Source organism: Demequina sp. NBRC 110056 (assembly GCF_002090155.1).
In the GTDB taxonomy this organism is placed as follows: domain Bacteria; phylum Actinomycetota; class Actinomycetes; order Actinomycetales; family Demequinaceae; genus Demequina.
The window spans coordinates 263294-281470 of the sequence record NZ_BBRM01000003.1 but is presented as its reverse complement, the minus strand read 5'-3'; the positions used below and the strand labels follow the sequence as shown (position 1 = coordinate 281470).

Below are 18177 nucleotides of genomic sequence, written 5' to 3'. Positions count from 1 at the left end.
GATCTCTCGTTTAGTACATCGGTGTACTACATCGGTAGACTACGACGTGTCGGACAGGACGTCAACCCTGTGATCGAATCGTTATCGCGGGGCCGCTCAGGCCGACTCGCGCACCACGAGGCGGCTCGGGGCCACCTCGATCGCGGTCTCGCTGCCGTCGCCGGGCACGAGCCTCTGGAGCAGCGTCGCGACCGCGCGCTCGGCCACCCACGTCAGGCCAGCGTCGACGGTGGTGAGCGCCGGCGCCGAGTACTCGGCCTGGAGGATGTTGTCGAACCCGACGACCGCCACGTCGTCGGGAACGGCGAGCCCGGCCCGACGCAGCGCGGTCAGCGCGCCAAGCGCCATCGCGTCGTTGAAGCCCGCCACCGCGTCGAACGTCGCGCCGGTCTCGAGGAGCGCGGAGAGGGCCCGGTCGCCCCCTGCCATCCCCCAGTCGGGACTGCCCACGCACAGCGCCGGGTCGATCGTGACGCCACTCTCCTCGTGCGCCCGGATGTACCCGCGGGTCCGGACGGCTGCGGATGTCGCGTCCCCGGAGTCTTCCCACCCGAGAGCGACCACGCGCGTGCGACCTTGGTCGAGCAAGTAGCGCGTCGCCTCCCGGACGCCTTCCTCGCTGTCGACCGCGACGAAGTCGAAGCGCTCGCTCACCCCGCGGTCACCCACGAAGACCAGCGGCACCTGAAGGCCGTCGGCATCGACATCATCGTGGCGCATCGACAGCGACCCGAAGATCATCCCGTCGACGTCGAGGGTGCGCGCGCCACCGAGGACCTCGAGCTCGTGATCACGATCGCCGCCCGTCACCTCGACGATGACCTCATACCCCGTGCGCTGAGCGGTCGCGACCACGGCCTCGGCGAGCTGGGCGAAGTATGGCTGCGCGAGCTCCGGCAGCGCCAGGCAGATGCGCCCCGTCTTTCCCGACCGGAGCGACCGGGCGGCGCGGTTCATCTGGTAGCCGAGCTCGTCGATCGCCGCCTCGATGCGCGCACGGGTCTCCGGCTTGAAGTACGGGTACCCGTTGAAGTAGTTCGAGACCGTCTTCTTCGACACACCCGCGACGCGGGCCACGTCGGCCATCGTCGCTGCCATGGGGCACTCCCATCCCTCGGTCGTGCGCGAACGAGGCGCACAGGTGTTGCAAGGATAGAGCCCGCGGCTCGCAGCGCTCCCTCATGGCCCGGGACCTTGGGACCACCCGACACGATGGGAGCGCGACCTACACTGACGCGATGACCGGGAGGCCCGCACCGTGGCGCACCCCGTCCGCGCGCGCCCGCGTGGCGATCCTCGCGGGTCTGCTCGTGATCGCCGGGGTCGCCCTCGCGACCGTGACCCACGGCATGGCGGCCGTCTCAGGTGGCGACCACGGGCCCGCCGTCGTCGCCGCGGCGACCCAGCAGGACGTGCCCGCCGACAGCGCGCACCACCAGAGCGCCGCGCCTGTCCTCGCCGCCCACTCGTCCGAACACGCATCGGACGGCTGCGCGGGCTGCCTCTCCGCCCCTCACGACGTCGCCGTCGCGTGCGCGCTCCTCGTCGCCGCCGTCCTGCTCGCGCTCGGGAGCCGCGCCCGCCGTCACCTCTGGCAGACGGCCGATGCGCCGGTCACCATCCCGCCGCCGGTCGCCGTCGCCTCGCGTCCCCACCGACCCGACCTCCTCTCCCTCGGAGTGAGCCGCACGTAGGAGGGCCAGCCGTGCGCGCATCGGCCCTCCGGCACCAGACGTGACCGCACCCGAGCGCCCGGCCTCGCCGCCACCTGGCACCGAGCCGCGTGGCCCCTCCACGCCCGCCCGAGCGGGCCACTCCACACGTGAAAGGACCACCCATGACCATCTCCACCCTCGCCCGCCGCGCATCGATCGCGGCCGTCGCGGCGACTGCCGCCCTCGTCCTCGCCGCCTGCTCGGCCGAGCAGCCCGCACCGCCCGACACCGCCGACGTGCTCACCTCCGTGGGCCTCGATGGGCTCGACGCCCGCGAGATCGTCGACACCCTCGATGCGACGCCGCTCATCGAGCGCACCACCGACTACGTCGTGTCGATCCGTCCCGACGAGCTGCTCGTCACGGATGCCGCGGGCGACGAGGCCAGCGTGCCGATGCCGGCCGACGAGTTCTACGTCTCGCTCGCCCCGTACGTCGAGCAGACCCACGACTGCTACTTCCACAGCCTCACCACCTGCACCGGCGAGCTCCAGAACGCGGCGATCGACGTCACGGTCGTCGACAACGCGACCGGCGAGACGGTGCTCGACGAGCAGCGCACGACGTTCGACAACGGCTTCGTGGGGCTGTGGCTGCCGCGCGACCTCGACGCGACCATCACCATCGGCTACGACGGGCTGACCGCGACCGGTCCCCTGTCGACCTCCGAGTCCGACGACGCGACCTGCGTGACCACGATGCAGCTGGCCTGAGTCGTAGCGCCCGGCCCCTCCCGCGGAGGGGTCGGGCGACAGCCATCCACCATCGGGTGACGCGGGCGCGCGCAGATCGACAACCAGCCACCAGTGCCGCGCCAAGGTCGAATAAGCGCGGCGGGAGAGGCGCGTCGCCTAGGGAGCGTCGACCGCGACCAGACCCTCGGGCGGCAGCACCTCGGTCGAGGTGGGCGCCGGCCGCGTGAGCGGCAGCGGCGTGCCCCACACGGGCGCGCCGTCGACGAAGGGCAGCACCTGCGCGCACGCCTGGCGGTTGGGCTCCCACAGCGGGTCGCCCACGATGGTCGTGTAGGTGCGGGCGTGGAACACGAGCACGGTCTCGCCGTCCGGCGTCGTCGTGAACGAGTTGTGGCCGGGGCCGTAGATGCCGGCCGCGGGGTCGGAGGTGAACACCGGCTCGGGCGACTTCACCCAGGACGCGGGGTCGAGCAGGTCCGCGTCGACGGAGGCGGTGAGGAGCCCCATCGCGTACTCGATGCCGGTCCCGGAGGCCGAGTACGTCAGGTAGACGCGGCCGTCGCGGATCAGCACCGAGGCGCCCTCGTTGACCGAGAACACCCGGCACTCCCAGTCGAACTCCGGGCGGGTGAGCAGCACGGCAGGCGTCTCGAGCGTCCAGGGGTTCGCCATGCGCGCGATGTAGAGGTTCGAGTTGCCCTCGATCGCGTGGTCCTGCTGCGCCCAGACGAGGTACTGGGCGCCGTCGTGCACGAAGCTCGTGGCGTCGAGAGCGAAGGACTCCCAGCCGGTGTCGACCTGGCCGCGCTCGACCCAGGTGCCGGTCAGCGGGTCCTCGTCGGTGCACTCGAGGACGTAGACGCGGTGATTGAAGGTCTCGGCGGCGTCCGGGATGTCCGCGCTCGGAGCGCCGTCGGGAGCGGCCGCGTAGTAGATGTACCAGGCATCGTTCACGCGGTGGATCTCGGGCGCCCAGATCAGGTGCGACTGCGGACCGTCCTCGTGCTTGGTCCAGATGGTGACCTCGGACGCGGCCTGGAGGTCCTCGAGACGCTCGGCCCGGCGCAGGACGATGCGGTCGTACAGCGGGTGCGATCCCGTGAAGTAGTACTGGCCCTCGTGGCGCAGCACGCACGGGTCCGCGCGCTGCAGCACGATCGGGCTCGGGATGCTCGTCTCGGTCGTCATGCCTGCCTCAGTCTCGTCGGTGGGGCGTCGTCGCCTCCGCCATTTCCATCGTTGTAAATCGTACGCCACCCGGCGCGGACCGCGTCAAGCCGTGCGCCGTGGCGAGCGCCGACACGAACGCCGTCACGAGCGCCACCGCGCCCACCGCAGCACCCGCCACCACGCCGCGTCAGCGAGCCAACGCCGGCACCGCTGGCACGGCCGCCTCGGTCCCCGCGCCCACGGTGACCGGCTCCTCGAGCCCGGCGAGCGCATCGGCGCTGTCGACGCCGTCGGAACCGCCGGTCCCGGCGCCGAGCTGTCGCTTGTCGTCCCTCATGAGGATGCTGGCGATCACCGTCACCGCGACGATCACGCCCGTCATGACCAGGTAGCTGGTGGAGTACCCGATCGCCTCGTAGGACAGCCCGAACGTCGTGGAGAACAGCGCGACACCCAGGGACTTCGCGACGCCGAAGCCCAGCATGTAGGCGGTCGCGGAGATCTTCACGTCGAACATCCGGGTGATGTACTTCATCACCGACACGAGCATGAGCGGCATCTCGATCGCCGCAAGCAGGCGCCACGCGATGAGCGCCTCGGTGCCGGTGAACAGCGCCGAGCCGAGCACGCGCACCACCAGGATCGCCGCGAACAGCTGCAGGCCGCGCTTGGCGCCCACCTTGTTCACGAACCACGGCGCGACGAGCATCACCGCGGCCTCGGCGAAGATCTGCACCGTGACGACGTTGGCGAAGAGCTGCTCGGGGTTGCCGTGCTCGACGAAGCTCGCGAAGTAGATCGAGAACTGCTGGTCGAACACGTCGTACAGCGCCGCGGTGCCGAACATCAGGATCACGAATCCGACGAAGCTGCGGTCCGTCAGCAGGCGCTTGATGGTGGCCATGGAGATCTTGGACACGGTCGCCTCGGCGTCGCCGGAGCCGCCCGCGCTCGCCGCCTCCTGCGGCACGCGCGCCACGAACAGCAGCACCCCCAGCACGAGGGCGGCGAACGACGCGGCCCACCAGACGCTGTCGGGGTTGGACGCCCACAGCACGCCACCGACGAACGTGGCGGTCGCGCCGCCGAGCGAGCCGAACAGCCGCGCGTGGCCGTACTCGAACCCGTTGGCGCGCGACGCCCGCTCGTTGAACGCCTCGACGACGCTCACGCCAGCGAGCAGCACGAGCGCGAGGTACATGCCGCCCACCACCGCGGCGAGGGTCATGTTGGCGCCCATCAGCGGCACGAAGACGAACGAGAAGAATGGCCCCACCATCGCCGCGCACAGCACCACGAACGCGAACAGGTGCTTGCGCAGCCCCAGGCGGTCCTGCAGGTACCCGTACAGCGGTTGCAGGCACAGCGCCGTGATCGCCATGACCGTGTTGACCAGGCCGATGTTCGCCGGCTTCATGCCGCCGTCCGCGAGCCACAGGCCCAGGAAGCTGAACGCGATCTGCCAGATGGCGAAGTAGAAGAAGTAGATGCCGCCGTAGTTCCACAGGACGCCGCGCTTGAGGGAGGCGGCCAGGCTCGACTCGGCGGCGGCCTCGGCGGAGCCTGCGGTGGGTGCCGGTGCGCTCATGGGTGGTCCTTTCGACGTCACGCCGCCGCGGCGAGCGCGGGCGTGAGGAGGCGACCGGGTCGTGGTCGGCGCGCGGCGGGGGCGTCTCCTGGTGAGAGGCTCTGCGGCGGGCCTCGGGGATGGATCCAGCCTCGCATCGTGACCGGTCACAGTCGCGGGCCGGAAGTCCCGCGCTCCCCTCGCGGCGCCGTGGCCTCGTGCCCGGGATGGCCTCTCGAGCAGGGCCGATGCGCTCGCTGGGACCGGCTGTGGCGTCGCCCGGGCGGGAGGGCCGGGCTGGTGGCGTCCGCCCGTGCCGCGCGGGGTTCGGGGCGCCGATGCGCTCGTCGGGTCTCGCTGGCGCGTCGCCTCAGGCGCGCTCGCCGAGCGCGAGCAGCTCGTCCAGCTCGCCGTGCACCTCGAGCCCGGCGGCCTCGCCGGTCTGGTCGACGACCACCCGCCCGTCCGGCGCGATGAGCTCGACGTGGACGCGGGCGTCGAGCGTCTCCTCCACGCGGCGGTGCATCTCGGTGCGGATCGGCGCGTGGAGGAGGCCACCGCGCCGTCGCTCGGCGGTCAGCCGGAGCTGGGCGCCGTCCTTCGAGCGTAGGTGCCAGCGCACCTCCGCATCGTCGATCTCCAGGCGCTCGCTCCTCGCGCCGGTGTACGTCGCGAACCGGTGCAGCACCGGCGTGCCATCGGGGTGGGGCCGCCGCACGCCGACGATGAAGCCTCGGAAGCTCGACCGACCCCACGGGATGGTCGCGATGGACGCGGACAGGCTGATCCCGGGCGTCTCGAAGTGGTTGGTCTGCATCCACACGTACGCCTGCGGGAAGGCGCGACCCCAGTCCTTCTCGAGATAGCCGAGCCCACCGTCGAAGGTGAGGGGCGCATCGGCCCTGTGCAGGGTCCCCTCGAGGCCATGGCCGAAGGAGACGAGGCCGTGGTAGCACTCCATCACAGGCACCCAGCCGAACGGCCCCATGATGCCGGGCGACGCGAGCGTCACCGGCCACGGATCGAGCGGCGTCGTGAAGCGGACCTCGCCGCGCAGCCCCGAGCCGGACAGGTTCAGTTCGATCCCGCGCTCGCTGAAGCGGTTGGGGCCCACGGTGACGTCGAAGCGGCGGCGATCGGCGTGGAAGGCGCCTGCGGGGAAGGTCTCGTACCAGGACTCCCCCGTGACGCCGTCGAGGATCTGGACGAAGGCCTCGTCGTGGCCGCCGCGCCCGCCCTTGAAGATGCCCGGGATCACCGCCAGGCGCGCACTGCGATCGGCGGAGATGAGCTTGACGTACCAGCCCTCGAAGAACCCCGCATCTCCCTGGTAGTCGCCGTGATAGCCGGCGGGGCGGCGCGTCGCGGCAAGGGTGTGCGCGGCGCGCGTCAGCGACTGCGCGCCCGTGGACAGCGCTGCGCCCAGGCCCATGCGGTCAGCGTAGCCCTGCGGCGTGGAGCCGGGGAGGTGAGGTGCGGCACTCGGGTGGCGCGCTCAGCCGCGGTGGCCGTGCGGCGGTTAGCATGCGGGCATGGCGAACTCTGCACCCATCGACGACGTCTCGGCCGACGGCGAGGTCATCCGCCTCGGCCAGTTCCTCCAGGTCGCGGGGCTCGTGGACTCGGGCGGCGAGGCCAAGGAGGCGATCCGCCAGGGCGAGGTGGTCGTCAACGGCGAGGTGGACCTGCGGCGGGGGCGCCAGCTGCGAGCCGGCGACGTGGTCGAGTTCGCGGGGCGCCGGGCTCGAGTCAGCGACTGACCTTCTCGGTCGCCCGCCGCGCCGAGCGACAGCCATCCACCATCGGGTGACACGGGGCCGCACAGATCGACACACAGCCACCACTGCCGCGCCAAGGTGAGAGTGGGTGCGGTGGCCGAGGGCGCGGTGAGGTGGGCGGCTAGGCCGGCGAACGCATCGGCCCTTCGTCCGCGGGGAGGCGACGGCTCGCCCGGCGCAGCAGGAACGCCGCGACGAGGGCGGACAGCAGCTCGCCCACCGGCAGCGCGATCCACACCCCGTGCGGCCCGAGCGTGCCGAGGCCCGCGACTAGCGGCAGGCGGATCGCCACGAGGGTGCCGATGGAGATCACGTAGGACCACGCCGGCTGCCCGACGGCCTGGAAGATCGACGACGTGAGCGGCGCGAAGCCGGCCCAGATGAAGCCGGCGCCCACGATGCGCAACGCGACCACCGCGTTGTCCCGGGTGGTGCCCGGGTCCACGAACACGGCGGCGAGCGGCTCGGCGGCGGCGATCACGACGACGGTGGCCGCGGCGCCGATCGCGAGGCTTGCGCCCAGCGACAGTCGCGCCGCCCCGCGCACGCGCTGCCACAGCCCCGCCCCGGCGTTGTAGCTGACGACGGGCTGCGAGCCCTGGGCAATGCCGAGCTGGGGCATGGACACGAAGGTCTGGACGCGGGCGCAGATCGCGAACGCCGCGAGGGCCGCGGGGCCCGCGACCGCGAGCCAGACGTTCGCGACGGCCACGATGAGAGTCGCGCCCATGGCCGCGAGGAACGACGGGGCGCCGATGGTCACGATGCCGCGCAGGACGCTGAGCCGTGGCCGGAGGTCGGCGCGCGTGATCCGGTACGGGCGGCGACGCTGCCCGAAGAAAAACCAGACCGCGAGCGCGGCGGACACCGCCTGGCCGCCCACCGTGCCGAGCGCCGCGCCCGTCACGCCCATGTCGAAGACGATGATGAGCAGCGGGTCGAGCGCGATCTGCACCACTACCGCGGAGACCCACACGAGCGTGGAGTAGCCCAGCCGACCCTCGGCGCGGATGATCGCGGAGAAGCCCGTCGCGACGACGGCACCGGCCAGGATCACCGCGGCGTAGGGCCGCGCGTAGGGCATCGTCGCGTCCGTGGCGCCCAACATGCGCAGGAGGGGCTCGAGCAGGGCAAGCCCCACGATCGTGGTCCCCGCCGCGACCAGCCAGAACAGCACCATCGCGTTGCCGGCGGACCGGGCAGCCTCGTATGGGCGTCCGGCTCCGAGAGCGCGTGACACGAGGGACGCGCCGCCCGCGCCGACCGTGGTGGAGACGGCTCCGACGACCAGCAGCAGAGGCGTCGCGAGGGTCACGGCCGCGAGCGCGGTCTCCCCCACGAGGCGCGCGACGAACCACGCGTTGGTGAGCGCGTAGATGCCGTACACGCCGACCGACATGGTCGTGTGGGCCCACGACCAGACCAACAGGCGGCCGAGCGGCCGCGTGGCGAGACCGCCCGCGCTCGAGCCCTCGGCGCGAACGGACACGTCAGGGTCGCTCGGCGCCCAGGGCGGCCATCACCACGTCGAGCTCGCCGCGCGCCCAGTCGTAGACGACCGTGTCCGTGTGGCCGCGGTACTTGGTCTCGACGATCATGATGAGCGAGAGCTGCAGCGAGTACAGGCGGCGCCGGGTGCGCTCGGTCGGGGTCAGCTCGGTGATCCCGTAGCCCTCCATGAACGCCGTCGGGTCGCCGAACGTCGCGAGGTCGATCCCGGTGAAGCCTGCCTCCATGAGTGGGTCGCCGTAGATGGCGCGCTCGTGGTCCAGGATCGCGACGATGCGGCCGTCGCGGATCATCGCGTTCTTGTCCCAGAGGTCGACCTCGACGAGGCGGGGCTCGGTGACCTCGTCCAGCGCGGAGGCGTGCTGGGCGACCACGGAGCGGACCACGTCGGGGTCCCAGCCGAGGTCGATGCCGACGGCCTCCCCATCGCCCAGCGTCTCCTCGATGATGGCGAGGAACGCCTCACGCCAGGTGTCGTATGCCGGGCCCAGGAGGGGGCCGAAGTGCGGGCCGACCGCCGAGTTGATGGCGCGGTTGAGAGCGCCCAGCTCGCGGCTGCCGGCGTCGATCACCTCGGGCGAGAGGCGCCCGTCCTCGGCCGCGAAGCCAAAGTTGTCCGCGTCGATGTACTCCATGAAGAACAGGTCCGCGTCGACGATCTCGTGGGACAGGTCGACGTGCTCGATGCGCGGCACGGGGACGCCGGGGATCCGCTCGACCAGGCGCATCGCCTCGATCTCGTTGCGCATCATGCCGATCTCCCGCGTGCACACGGGGACGTCCGCGGGAGGCGCGATCTTGAGCACCGTCTTGCGGCCGCTGCGCAGCTCGATGACGTAGGCGACGTTGAACCAGCCCTCGGTGAGCTCGCGCCCGACCTCGGAGTCTCCCTCGGGCACCTCGTCGGCTCCGAAGGCGCGCTCGATGAGCGCGCGCAGGACCTCGGTGGACTGGCGGTTCTTGGTGAGACTCTCCATCGAGCCCTACCCCTTCTCTCGGTCACGCCTCGGCCGTCGTCGGCGAGGTGCAAGAGCAACCTATCCGAGATTGGGACCGGTCACTGACCGATCGGTCAGGAGTCGCTCAGGCACCATCTGGAGACACGCGACTCCGAGAACCGACACGCAGTCACCATCTGGGCGCCCGGGTGGGTAAGGGTGCGTGTGGAGGCGGGGGCACGACGACTGCCCGGGCAATTCGGCCGCCCTGGCGGACGTCACATTTTCGTCATACGATATTGCCATGGATGAGCGCGAGACGATCGATGGCGCCCCCATCACGGAGTCGCAGATCGAGGCATGGGCGGCCGAGGCCGAGCGTGGATATGACGTCGAAGCACCCAAGCGTCGCGGTCGCGGACGTCCCGGTCGTGGCGCCGAGCCATCTCAGGTCATCGCACTCAGGCTGACCGCCGAAGAGCTCTCCGCCCTCGACGCTCGGGCCGCCCGTGAGCACAAGACGCGGTCGCAGCTCATCCGGGACGCGCTCTCGCAGCTCTCCGCGAGAGAGTCCACCCGTCCGCGCTGAAGCACGGGGTGAACGAAGAGGACGCCGCGCGGGCAGCGTCACTCCCGCTGTGGATCGAGGACCTCGACGACGAGTCACCGGCTCGCCAGTTGAGGCTCGGGTTCGACACCGCGGGCCGCCTTCTCGAGACGGTCGTGCTGACCTTTGACTCAGGCAACGAGCTTGTGATCCACGCGATGAAGGCTCGTCCGCAGATGCTCGACCTGCTGCCTTAGCCGCAGCCATTCGACGCCCTGGCACCATCGGGAGACACGCGACTCCGAGAACCGACACGCAGCCACCATCTGGACGCTAAGGCGGCAAAGTGGGCGCGTCGCGGCTCGGGACGGCGAAGGCCCGGGCCCCTTGCGGGGACCGGGCCTGTGGAGCCGCCTAAGGGAATCGAACCCTTGACCTATTCATTACGAGTGAATCGCTCTGCCGACTGAGCTAAGGCGGCGCGCCCTCGGCCAGCCGAGGGTGCGAGTAGACATCTTAGCGGGTCAGCACTCAGTTCCCGAATCCGGCATCTGGCCTCCCACGAGGAAGCCGTCGACGTTGTCGACGATGCATTGGTTGGACCGTCCGTAGGCGGTGTGGCCCTCGCCGTCGTAGCTCAGCATCGTCGCGTCGAGGCGCTCGGCGAGCGACTCCGCCCACGCGAACGGCGTCGCCGGGTCGTTGGTGGTGCCGATGACCAGGATGTTGTCCCCGGCGGTGGCCGCGTCGTCGAGCGTCGTGATGTGCTCGGCCGCGGTCCACGGCCAGTTGTCGCAGCCCGTCGTCGACGAGAACCACCAGCCGAACGTGGGCGAGGCGTCCTCGAGCTCCGCGCGCAGGTCTAGCACCTCGTCGAACGTCAGCGGGCCGTCGGGCTCCGCGTCGAGGCAGTTGATGGTACTGAACACCCACGTCGAGTTGGTCAGGTACTCGCCGGTCGAGCCGTCGCGATCGAGGTAGAAGTTCGCGAGCTGGTAGAGGATCGAGCCCGTGCCTTCCTGGATGACCTCGTTGAGGCCCAGCTCAAGGTACGGCCACGAGGCCTCGTCGTAGAGGGTGACGACGATGCCGTAGACCATGAGGTTGCCGTTGAGGTCCCAGTCGGCCCCGGTGAAGAACGGCTCCTCGAGAGACTGCGACAGCAGGTCCTGGATCTGTGAACGGGCGGACTCGACGTCGCCGTCGAGCGCGCAGTCGGTGCGCTGGGTGCACCAGCGCAGGAAGTTCGTCAGTGAGTTCTCGAAGCCCTCCGCCTGGCCGATGCCGATCTCCTCGCTCGGCAGCAGGAAGTCCACCGCGCCGTCCAGGACCAGGCGCCCCACGTTCTCCGGGTACAGCTGGGCGTAGGTCGCGCCCAGCTGGGTGCCGTACGAGAACCCCAGGTAGTGCAGCTGCTCGTCGCCCAGGACGGCCCGAATAACGTCCATGTCGCGTGCGGCGCTCGCCGTGTCCACGTTCTCGACCACGCGTCCCGAGCCCGCGCTGCACAGCTCCGCGAAGCCCTCGTTGAGCTGCGCCCACTCGTCGACGTCCGCCTGCGACTCGATGAGGCGGTCGGGGATGTAGTACTCGTCGACCTGGGCGTCGGTGCCGCACTCGACCGGGGTGGACTCCCCCACGCCTCGGGGGTCGAAGCCCACGATGTCGTACGCGTCGAGCACGTCGTCGCCGGCGGTCACCACCAGGGACTCGGTGAGGTCGAGGCCCGAGCCTCCGGGCCCGCCGGGGTTGATGAGCAGCGAGCCGATGCGCTCGTCAGGGTTGCGCGCCTGCGACCGGTTGATCTCGAGATCGATCGTGGCACCGTCGGGCTCGGACCAGTCCAGGGGGACCTGGATGGTCGCGCACTCGAGGTCGCCGCAGCCGCTCCAGTCGACCTCCTGCTCGTAGACATCCGATGCGCTCGCCGAGCCCCCGTCGGACGTCTCGGGAGCGGGGGTCCCGGTGAGCTCGGACCCGTCGGGCGAGACCTGCGTCTTGTCGGGCGTGCATCCCGCGAGGACGAGGAGCGCCGCAGTCGCTCCCGCGAGCAGCGCGGTCGTGCGGGCGGGGCGGCGACGGCGGATCATGCGATCACTCTATGCGGCACGGCGAGCCGCCCGGTCCCGAGCGCGGACCTCTACGCTGCGGCGCGCGGCCGCAGCGCGAGCGCCATCGCCTCGAGGGCGAGCAGCGGCGCGACGTTCGACGCGAGGCGCTCGCGCGTCACGCCCAGCGCGTCGAGGCACCGCATGGTGTCCGCGAGCGTGGTGCGTCCCGCGAGCGACTCGAGGTGGCCCCGGTGCGACTCGTTGACCAGCGGCTCGCGCGCGCCCACCTGCAGCACCGCGACGTCGCGGTAGAGCGACAGGAGGTCGAGGATCGCGCGGTCCAGGACGTCCCGCTTGTGCCGGGTCGCGCGCCGCTTCTGGTCGTCCTCGAGCTGCTTGACCTGGGCGCGCAGGGCAGGAGGCAGGCGCCCGCCATCGTCGGCACCGAGGGTGCGCAGCAGCTCGTTGCGCTCGGCGACGTCGCGCTCCTCGGTCGCGGCCTTCGCGTCCTCCTCGGCGACCGCGGCCAGGTCGGCGGCGGCGAGCACCGCGTCGCCGACCCCGCGGATCTCGGTGGCGAGAGCGAGCACCTGGTCGCGACGAGCGCGGGCGTCGGGGTCGCGCGCGAGCCGGCGAGCGACGCCGATGTGGCTCTGCGCCGCGTAGGCGCACTGGCGGGCGAGCTCGGGCTCGACGCCGTCACGCTCGACGAGCAGCTGCGCGACCACCTCGGGGTCGGGCACGCGCAGGCTCACGTGCCGCGAGCGCGAGCGGATGGTGACGGCGATGTCCTCGCCCGACGGCGCGCACAGCAGCCACACGGTGCGCGGCGGGGGCTCCTCGATGGACTTCAGGAGCACGTTCGAGGTGCGCTCGGTCATGCGGTCCGCGTCCTCGATCACGATGACGCGCCAGCGCCCCTCGCTGGGCGAGCTCTGCGCGGTCGCGATGAGGCCGCGCACCTCGTCGATGGAGATGGTGACCTTCTCCGTGGCGAGCACGGTGACGTCCGCGTGGGCGCCGCTCAGAGCCGTGGTGCACGCCCGGCACGTTCCGCAGCCGCCGTCGGGGCACTGCAGTGCCGCGGCGAAGGCGCGCGCCGCGTGCGAGCGCCCGGATCCGGGAGGGCCCGTGATGATCCACGCGTGGGTCATCGCCGCGGCGTTGGCGACGGCCGCCTGGAGCGGCGCGATGGCGGTCTCCTGACCGACCACCTCGGCCCAGACGCTCACGGGGTGCCCCACGGCTCGAGCCCGGGGTCCGTTGCCAGCCCCGCGCGCGCATCGGCGCTCCCCGGGCCGAAGCCGGCGCGGGCCATGCCCGCGCGCACCGCCGCCGTGACGTCGGTCTCGACGTCCTCGATGCTGCGCGCCGCGTCGATGACCGCGTAGCGCTCGGGGTCGCGCGCGGCGAGGTCGAGGAAGGCCTGGCGGATCAGCGCGGCGTACTCCGCGGTCTCGCGCTCGACGCGGTCGAGCTCGCGGTCGAGGCGGCCCTGCGAAGGCTCCATGTCGAGCACGACGGTGAGGTGCGGCAGCAGGTCCTCGGTGGCCCACCGCGAGATGCGCTCGACCTCCTCGCCGAGGCCGCGCGCGCCGCCCTGGTAGACGATCGACGAGTCGACGTAGCGGTCCTGCACCACGACGGCGCCGCGCTCGAGCGCCGGGCGGACCTTGGTGTGGATGTGGTGGGCACGGTCGGCGGCGTACAGCAGCGCCTCCGCCCGGGGCGCGACGTGGCCGCCGTGCATGATCGCCTGGCGCAGCTCCTGGCCGAGCTCCGTGCCTCCCGGCTCGCGGGTCGTGACGACCTCGAAGCCGCCGCCCGCCGGCGCCCGCAGGAGCCCCGCGAGGCGGTCGATCTGGGTGGTCTTGCCCACGCCGTCGCCGCCCTCGAACACCACGAAGAATCCCGCCATGGCTCCAACCTACCGGCGCTCGCCGACACCGCGTGGCGGCCGTGTGGACAGCGCCGATGCGCGGGCACGGGAGGGACTTTCCGGACAGTCGAGTGCAACACGCCACACGGGGCTGGATTCGGCGCGGTCACGGGAGTAGACCTGGCCATGAGGGAGCTAGACATGGGGATTCGCTGGGGTGTGGCGGCGGTGGCCTTGATGGTCGCGCCGCTCGTGGCGTGCGCGCCGGAGCCCGAGCCTCCCACCGCGATCTTCCTGGGCGACGCGGACACCGTGGGCGCTTCCCTGCCGCTCGATCAGGCGGCGAGCCGCTGGCCTACGCTCGTATCGCAGCACTTCGGGTGGCGCGAGGTCAATGCCGGCTGCGACGGCTCGGGCTACACCAGCACCGGCGAGGGCTGCGGGACCACCTACCGCCAGCGCGTGGACCGCGTCCTGTCGGAGGACCCGGACGTCATCGTCGTCTCGGGCGGGATCGCGGACCTGGGCGCGACGCTCGGCGAGATCGAGGCGGCCGTGCACGCGACCTTCCTCACGCTCCACCAGACCTTCCCCGACGCGAAGATCTACGCGACCGGCGCGCTGTCCGTCGGCGGCCACCACGCGGCGGCCGACCTCAATCGCATCGTGCGCGAGCAGGCCGAGAAGGTCGGGGCCGTGTACATGGACCTCGGCGACCCGCTTCAGGGCAGGCCCGAGCTGGTGTCGGCGGGCGGCCACCCGAACGCCGAGGGCCACGCCGTCATCGCCGAGCTCACCTCGAACGTCATCGACGGGAGCTGACGCGAGGCTCATCCCAGGCCGGGCTCACCCCACTCCGACCCGAGCCGGCGCGTGCCGGCCGGAGCCAGCCCGCGCATCGGCGCTGCAGGGAGGGGCGCTCAGCGCTCGTTCGGGTAGACCAGACCGATCTGCGAGCGCACCTCGTCCATGATCCGCATGATCTCGAGGGTCTGGTCGAGCGGCAGGATCGCGGACTCGAGGCGGCCCTCCGCGACGTTGCGCGCGAGCTCCGCGGCCTCGTACTGGAAGCCGTTGTCGAGCCGGCCGTCGTAGGTCCACGAGGTGCCGTCGTGGCGCTTCAGCGTGAACGTCGTCGGGTTGTAGAAGGTGTCCGCGATCTCGATGCGGCCCTCGGTGCCCGAGATGACGGCGGCGTTCTGGGTGCGGGCCTCCATCGTGGTGTGCAGGGTCGCCTGCGCGCCGGGGTACTGGAACACCATCGACACCTGGCCGTCGACGCCCGTGTCGCGCAGCTGACCCACCGCGGTGATCGACTCGGGCACGCCGAGGATGTCGTGCGCGAAGGCGATCGGATACACACCGAGGTCGAGCAGCGCGCCGCCGGCGAGCTCGGGGCGGTACATGCGCTCGACGTGGGTGAGCGCCTGGCCGTGGTCGGCCTGGACGGCGACGACGTCGCCGATCTCGCCGCGGGCGATGGCCGCGCGGACCTCCGCCTGGTGGGGCAGGAACCGCGCCCACATCGCCTCCTGCAGGTAGACGCCCTTCGCGCGCGCCGCGGCGACCACCGTCTCGGCCTGCGCGGCGTTCTGGGTGAAGGCCTTCTCGACGAGCACGTGCTTGCCGGCCTCGATCGCCAGCAGCGCCGGCTCATGGTGGTCGTTGTGCGTCGTGGCGACGTAGACGGCGTCGACGTCGGGGTCGTTCACGACCTCCTCGTACGAGCCGTACGCGCGGCCCGAGCCGACCTCGGCGACGAACTTCTCCGCCTTGCCCGGCGTGCGCGAGCCGACCGCGACGAGCTCGCCGGCGGTGTGGTTGATGATGGCGTCGGCCATCTTGTGAGCGATGCCCCCGGCGCCGAGGATTCCCCAGCGGATGGCGGGCGCGGACTGCGGCGTCGGTGTCGTCATGGCAGCCAGCGTATCGATTCGAAGGCTCAACCGCGGTCACCCGGGACAGTGGGGAGGTCGGTGGCGAGCCACGGGATCGGTTCGATGGTGCCATCGGTGTCTACGACGAGCTCGGGGAGCACCATCCACATCTCGAGGGGGTACTCGCCCGAGTCGACCGGCAGCGGCTCGCCCGCCGCGCCCGGCAGCTCCGATGCGACGAGGACCAGCACCGGCGTGTACGACCCAGGCTCGGTCGGCAAGGTGCCGCGCACCGGGCACTCGGCACCCCGCGGGTACGAGCGGAAGCCCAGATCCTCGGGCTCCTCGGGGCTGCTCCCGAACACGTAGGGTCCCGACTCGAGAGCGGCCGCCACCGAGCCGTCCTCGGCAAGGAGCAGCAGCGTCGACTCCCGCTGGGAACGCAGCCACCCGAAGTCCGTGGCCTCGACCGGCGCCGAGAACCCGAGCGCCGTCAGCTCCGGATCCTCCGGCGATGCCGGGACCAGGCCGACCTCCACGCCGTCCGGATAGGTGTGCCACGGCACCACGCGCACGGCGTCGAGCCCGTCGCGCATCGTCGCGACCACGGCGCATGACCGGTACGGGGCGTCCGCGTCGGTATGGACGGGTGAAGGGCGGTAGCCGATGCGCGCCGTGGTCAAGGGCTCTCCCGTCGCGTGGATCTCGGCGAGCCAGCGCAGGGTGTCGGTGCGAGCGGCGTCGTCGGGGTCGGCCTCGGGCGGCGCGGCGGCGGGATCGAACATCACCGCGGCGTCGCGCGGCATGCCGTAGTTGACGAACGTGGCGACCACGGCGCCGTCGTCTCCGCCCCCCGCGTCGGCGACCGGCGTGCGCACCTGGGCGACGAGCACAAGCCGGTGGACGCCGGCCAGGCCGCTCGGGTCGTTGCCGCACGCCCAGGGGTCGATGCTGCCCTCGAGGGGCCGCAGCCGCTCGACGGTCGGTCCTAGGTCGGACCGCGTGGTTCCGCCGGCGTGGAGCGCGACCACCTCGCCGCGCTCGTCGAGCAGCGCCGCAGCGGTCGTCACGCGCCACCCCTCCGGCTGCGGCACGTCTCCCCAGGCGACCGCGACGGTGAAGAGCATGGCGTCGCGCGGGTCGACAGGCGTCCGGCCCGTGAGGTCGACGGGCGTCACCGCGCTGCCGGAGTCGCCACCAGCGCGCGTCATCACCTCGGCCTCGAGCCTCGGCGCCGCGGCAGCGTCGTGGCCCGTGACGCCCGCCGCGGGCAGCCCGGTGGGGACCGCGCCGCAGACGAGCCACGCCGGCGCCCCGGGGTCGATCGCGTCAACGATCTCGGTGTGGACGGTCGTCTCCGCCGCCGGAGGGTTGTCGAGCAGCGCCGGCAGCGCTTGGACTGCGCCGAGACCCAGCGCGAGCACGGCCAGCAGGGCGAGCGCCGACTGACCGGCTGTCCGGCGCCGTCGCGCGCGCTGGACGCGCGCGGCAAGGACCTGCCGTGCGCCGTCGTCGCGAAGTGCGCGCGCGATCCCCGCTCCGCCCGCATCGGCCGTGCTTGCCAATCTCTCTCGCGCGTCCATCAGAGCCTCCTCCCGTCCGACGGCCCCACGGAAGCGATCTCGGCGTCCGCACCGAGCACGTCCCCGAGGGCAGCGAGAGCGTCCGACAGGTAGCGCTTGACGGCGCCCAGCGACACTCCCATCGCGTCCGCGATCTCCTGGTACGACAGGTCGTCGTAGAACCGGAGAACCACCGCGGTTCGTCGCTGCCGAGGCAGGGTGTCGAGAGCGCGCGCGAGCTCGTCGCGCATCGCGAGCTGGTCAGCGCTGTCAGACGCGGTCTGACGCGGGGCGAGGCGGGGCACCAGCCTCCGCCAGGTGGTCTCGCGCCGCACACGATCGATGTGCACCGTGCGCATCGTGCGCCGGACGTAGGCCTCGGCCTGCTCGACCGTGCCCAGCCGCGTGCGCCGCGAGAAGACCTTGACGATCGCGGCCTGGACGAGCTCCTCGCCTTCGGACTGGGAGCCCGTCAGGATGTAGGCGTACGCACCCAGGCGGCCGGCCGCGCGGTCGATCACCTCGACGAGGACGTCCTCCTGAGTGCCCACCTGCCCTCCCTCCGACCTCAAGACGGGTGTGGCGGCGAGGAAGTTGCTTCGACTCTACGGCCGATCTCGCGTCAGCGGCCGGGCAGGATCGGGTGATGGCGGGTGTCGAGATCCGCGATCGTGGCCGTCGCAGCGGGCGCGGGCAGCGCGGGCAGCTGTCGCGCTGCGTCGCGATCGGCCTCCGACAGCGCGGCGTCGAGGTCCTGCCCGATGGCAGGCAGCACAGGTCGCTGTCGCGACTCGAGCGATGCCTGCTCGCTGCTGTCCAGCGAGCCGTCTGCACATCCGGCGAGCACGAGGGCGGCGCCGGCGACGGTGACGAAGATGAGCCTGTTCAT

Annotated in this window: 19 protein-coding genes and 1 tRNA gene; 6 read left to right on the top strand and 14 right to left on the bottom strand. The window is 71.8% G+C overall.

Features of this window, described 5'->3' with window-relative positions:
• Positions 1-96: 96 nt before the first annotated feature.
• Positions 97-1098, bottom strand: coding sequence for a LacI family DNA-binding transcriptional regulator (locus tag B7K25_RS05765; RefSeq protein ID WP_084104757.1), 1002 nt, complete (start codon positions 1096-1098; stop codon positions 97-99).
• Positions 1099-1238: 140 nt separating this feature from the next.
• On the opposite strand from B7K25_RS05765, the gene B7K25_RS05760 reads away from it, so the two are divergent.
• The gene (locus tag B7K25_RS05760; RefSeq protein ID WP_084104756.1) at positions 1239-1694 is read left to right on the top strand and encodes a hypothetical protein; all 456 of its coding nucleotides are present in this window, start codon (positions 1239-1241) and stop codon (positions 1692-1694) included.
• A gap of 143 nt (positions 1695-1837) precedes the next feature.
• Complete coding sequence (locus B7K25_RS05755) at positions 1838-2428, top strand: CueP family metal-binding protein (protein WP_084104755.1); 591 nt, start codon at positions 1838-1840, stop codon at positions 2426-2428.
• A gap of 138 nt (positions 2429-2566) precedes the next feature.
• Here the strand turns inward: B7K25_RS05755 and B7K25_RS05750 are convergent, their stop codons facing one another.
• The 3 genes from B7K25_RS05750 to B7K25_RS05740 form a co-directional block, all read right to left on the bottom strand.
• Entirely contained in the window at positions 2567-3598 is a 1032-nt protein-coding gene (locus tag B7K25_RS05750) for a family 43 glycosylhydrolase (RefSeq protein WP_084104754.1), read from the bottom strand.
• Positions 3599-3767: 169 nt separating this feature from the next.
• Complete coding sequence (locus B7K25_RS05745; protein WP_084104753.1) at positions 3768-5168, bottom strand: oligosaccharide MFS transporter; 1401 nt, start codon at positions 5166-5168, stop codon at positions 3768-3770.
• 349 nt (positions 5169-5517) lie between these two features.
• Positions 5518-6579, bottom strand: coding sequence for a tocopherol cyclase family protein (locus tag B7K25_RS05740; protein WP_084104752.1), 1062 nt, complete (start codon positions 6577-6579; stop codon positions 5518-5520).
• 100 nt (positions 6580-6679) lie between these two features.
• Here B7K25_RS05740 and B7K25_RS05735 point away from each other — a divergent pair, with 100 nt between their 5' ends.
• Complete coding sequence (locus B7K25_RS05735; protein ID WP_084104751.1) at positions 6680-6907, top strand: RNA-binding S4 domain-containing protein; 228 nt, start codon at positions 6680-6682, stop codon at positions 6905-6907.
• Positions 6908-7046: 139 nt separating this feature from the next.
• Here B7K25_RS05735 and B7K25_RS05730 read toward each other — a convergent pair whose 3' ends face one another.
• Together B7K25_RS05730 and B7K25_RS05725 are read right to left on the bottom strand one after the other, a co-directional pair.
• On the bottom strand, positions 7047-8414 hold the full coding sequence (locus B7K25_RS05730) for an MATE family efflux transporter (RefSeq protein WP_234988090.1): 1368 nt from the start codon (positions 8412-8414) through the stop codon (positions 7047-7049).
• 1 nt (position 8415) lies between these two features.
• Positions 8416-9411: a phosphotransferase family protein gene (locus tag B7K25_RS05725; protein ID WP_084104750.1), complete on the bottom strand. Its 996-nt coding sequence runs from the start codon at positions 9409-9411 to the stop codon at positions 8416-8418.
• A 265-nt stretch (positions 9412-9676) separates the two neighbouring features.
• Here B7K25_RS05725 and B7K25_RS05720 point away from each other — a divergent pair, with 265 nt between their 5' ends.
• Positions 9677-9961 carry a ribbon-helix-helix protein, CopG family gene (locus B7K25_RS05720; protein ID WP_084104749.1) on the top strand — a complete coding sequence of 95 codons (285 nt, stop codon included), beginning with the start codon at positions 9677-9679 and terminating at the stop codon, positions 9959-9961.
• Between the two features lie 8 nt (positions 9962-9969).
• Positions 9970-10176, top strand: a complete 207-nt coding sequence (locus B7K25_RS05715) for a toxin (RefSeq protein ID WP_234988089.1) — start codon at positions 9970-9972, stop codon at positions 10174-10176.
• Positions 10177-10324: 148 nt separating this feature from the next.
• On the opposite strand, the gene B7K25_RS05710 is transcribed toward B7K25_RS05715, so the two are convergent.
• The 4 genes from B7K25_RS05710 to tmk form a co-directional block, all read right to left on the bottom strand.
• Positions 10325-10400, bottom strand: a tRNA-Thr gene (locus B7K25_RS05710).
• Positions 10401-10443: 43 nt separating this feature from the next.
• Positions 10444-12009 carry an alpha/beta hydrolase gene (locus B7K25_RS05705; protein ID WP_084104747.1) on the bottom strand — a complete coding sequence of 522 codons (1566 nt, stop codon included), beginning with the start codon at positions 12007-12009 and terminating at the stop codon, positions 10444-10446.
• Positions 12010-12059: 50 nt separating this feature from the next.
• Entirely contained in the window at positions 12060-13202 is a 1143-nt protein-coding gene (locus B7K25_RS05700; RefSeq protein WP_084104901.1) for a DNA polymerase III subunit delta', read from the bottom strand.
• Positions 13199-13888: a dTMP kinase gene (gene tmk / locus B7K25_RS05695; protein ID WP_084104746.1), complete on the bottom strand. Its 690-nt coding sequence runs from the start codon at positions 13886-13888 to the stop codon at positions 13199-13201. The genes B7K25_RS05700 and tmk overlap by 4 nt, the downstream gene beginning before the upstream one ends.
• Positions 13889-14050: 162 nt before the next feature.
• Here tmk and B7K25_RS05690 point away from each other — a divergent pair, with 162 nt between their 5' ends.
• Positions 14051-14671: an SGNH/GDSL hydrolase family protein gene (locus tag B7K25_RS05690; RefSeq protein WP_159450129.1), complete on the top strand. Its 621-nt coding sequence runs from the start codon at positions 14051-14053 to the stop codon at positions 14669-14671.
• A 98-nt stretch (positions 14672-14769) separates the two neighbouring features.
• Here the strand turns inward: B7K25_RS05690 and B7K25_RS05685 are convergent, their stop codons facing one another.
• The 4 genes from B7K25_RS05685 to B7K25_RS05670 all read right to left on the bottom strand — a co-directional run bounded on the left by B7K25_RS05685 (position 14770) and on the right by B7K25_RS05670 (position 18177).
• Positions 14770-15765 carry a Gfo/Idh/MocA family protein gene (locus B7K25_RS05685; protein ID WP_084104744.1) on the bottom strand — a complete coding sequence of 332 codons (996 nt, stop codon included), beginning with the start codon at positions 15763-15765 and terminating at the stop codon, positions 14770-14772.
• 26 nt (positions 15766-15791) lie between these two features.
• Positions 15792-17309, bottom strand: coding sequence for a hypothetical protein (locus tag B7K25_RS05680; RefSeq protein WP_084104743.1), 1518 nt, complete (start codon positions 17307-17309; stop codon positions 15792-15794).
• Positions 17309-17839 carry an RNA polymerase sigma factor gene (locus B7K25_RS05675; protein ID WP_159450128.1) on the bottom strand — a complete coding sequence of 177 codons (531 nt, stop codon included), beginning with the start codon at positions 17837-17839 and terminating at the stop codon, positions 17309-17311. Before B7K25_RS05675 ends, B7K25_RS05680 begins: the two co-directional genes overlap by 1 nt.
• Before the next feature lie 71 nt (positions 17840-17910).
• A complete protein-coding gene (locus B7K25_RS05670; RefSeq protein WP_084104741.1) occupies positions 17911-18177 on the bottom strand; it encodes a hypothetical protein in 267 nt (88 codons plus the stop codon).

Excerpts from the sequence above, each read along its gene's own strand:
- B7K25_RS05690 (WP_159450129.1), top strand. The coding sequence starts at position 14,051 with ATGGGGATTCGCTGGGGTGTGGCGGCGGTGGCCTTGATGGTCGCGCCG.
- B7K25_RS05760 (WP_084104756.1), top strand. The coding sequence starts at position 1,239 with ATGACCGGGAGGCCCGCACCGTGGCGCACCCCGTCCGCGCGCGCCCGC.
- B7K25_RS05750 (WP_084104754.1), bottom strand. The coding sequence starts at position 3,598 with ATGACGACCGAGACGAGCATCCCGAGCCCGATCGTGCTGCAGCGCGCG.
- B7K25_RS05740 (WP_084104752.1), bottom strand. The coding sequence starts at position 6,579 with ATGGGCCTGGGCGCAGCGCTGTCCACGGGCGCGCAGTCGCTGACGCGC.
- tmk (WP_084104746.1), bottom strand. The coding sequence starts at position 13,888 with ATGGCGGGATTCTTCGTGGTGTTCGAGGGCGGCGACGGCGTGGGCAAG.
- B7K25_RS05705 (WP_084104747.1), bottom strand. The coding sequence starts at position 12,009 with ATGATCCGCCGTCGCCGCCCCGCCCGCACGACCGCGCTGCTCGCGGGA.
- B7K25_RS05670 (WP_084104741.1), bottom strand. The coding sequence starts at position 18,177 with ATGAACAGGCTCATCTTCGTCACCGTCGCCGGCGCCGCCCTCGTGCTC.
- B7K25_RS05685 (WP_084104744.1), bottom strand. The coding sequence starts at position 15,765 with ATGACGACACCGACGCCGCAGTCCGCGCCCGCCATCCGCTGGGGAATC.
- B7K25_RS05725 (WP_084104750.1), bottom strand. The coding sequence starts at position 9,411 with ATGGAGAGTCTCACCAAGAACCGCCAGTCCACCGAGGTCCTGCGCGCG.
- B7K25_RS05765 (WP_084104757.1), bottom strand. The coding sequence starts at position 1,098 with ATGGCAGCGACGATGGCCGACGTGGCCCGCGTCGCGGGTGTGTCGAAG.
- B7K25_RS05755 (WP_084104755.1), top strand. The coding sequence starts at position 1,838 with ATGACCATCTCCACCCTCGCCCGCCGCGCATCGATCGCGGCCGTCGCG.
- B7K25_RS05735 (WP_084104751.1), top strand. The coding sequence starts at position 6,680 with ATGGCGAACTCTGCACCCATCGACGACGTCTCGGCCGACGGCGAGGTC.
- B7K25_RS05745 (WP_084104753.1), bottom strand. The coding sequence starts at position 5,168 with ATGAGCGCACCGGCACCCACCGCAGGCTCCGCCGAGGCCGCCGCCGAG.
- B7K25_RS05720 (WP_084104749.1), top strand. The coding sequence starts at position 9,677 with ATGGATGAGCGCGAGACGATCGATGGCGCCCCCATCACGGAGTCGCAG.
- B7K25_RS05680 (WP_084104743.1), bottom strand. The coding sequence starts at position 17,309 with ATGGACGCGCGAGAGAGATTGGCAAGCACGGCCGATGCGGGCGGAGCG.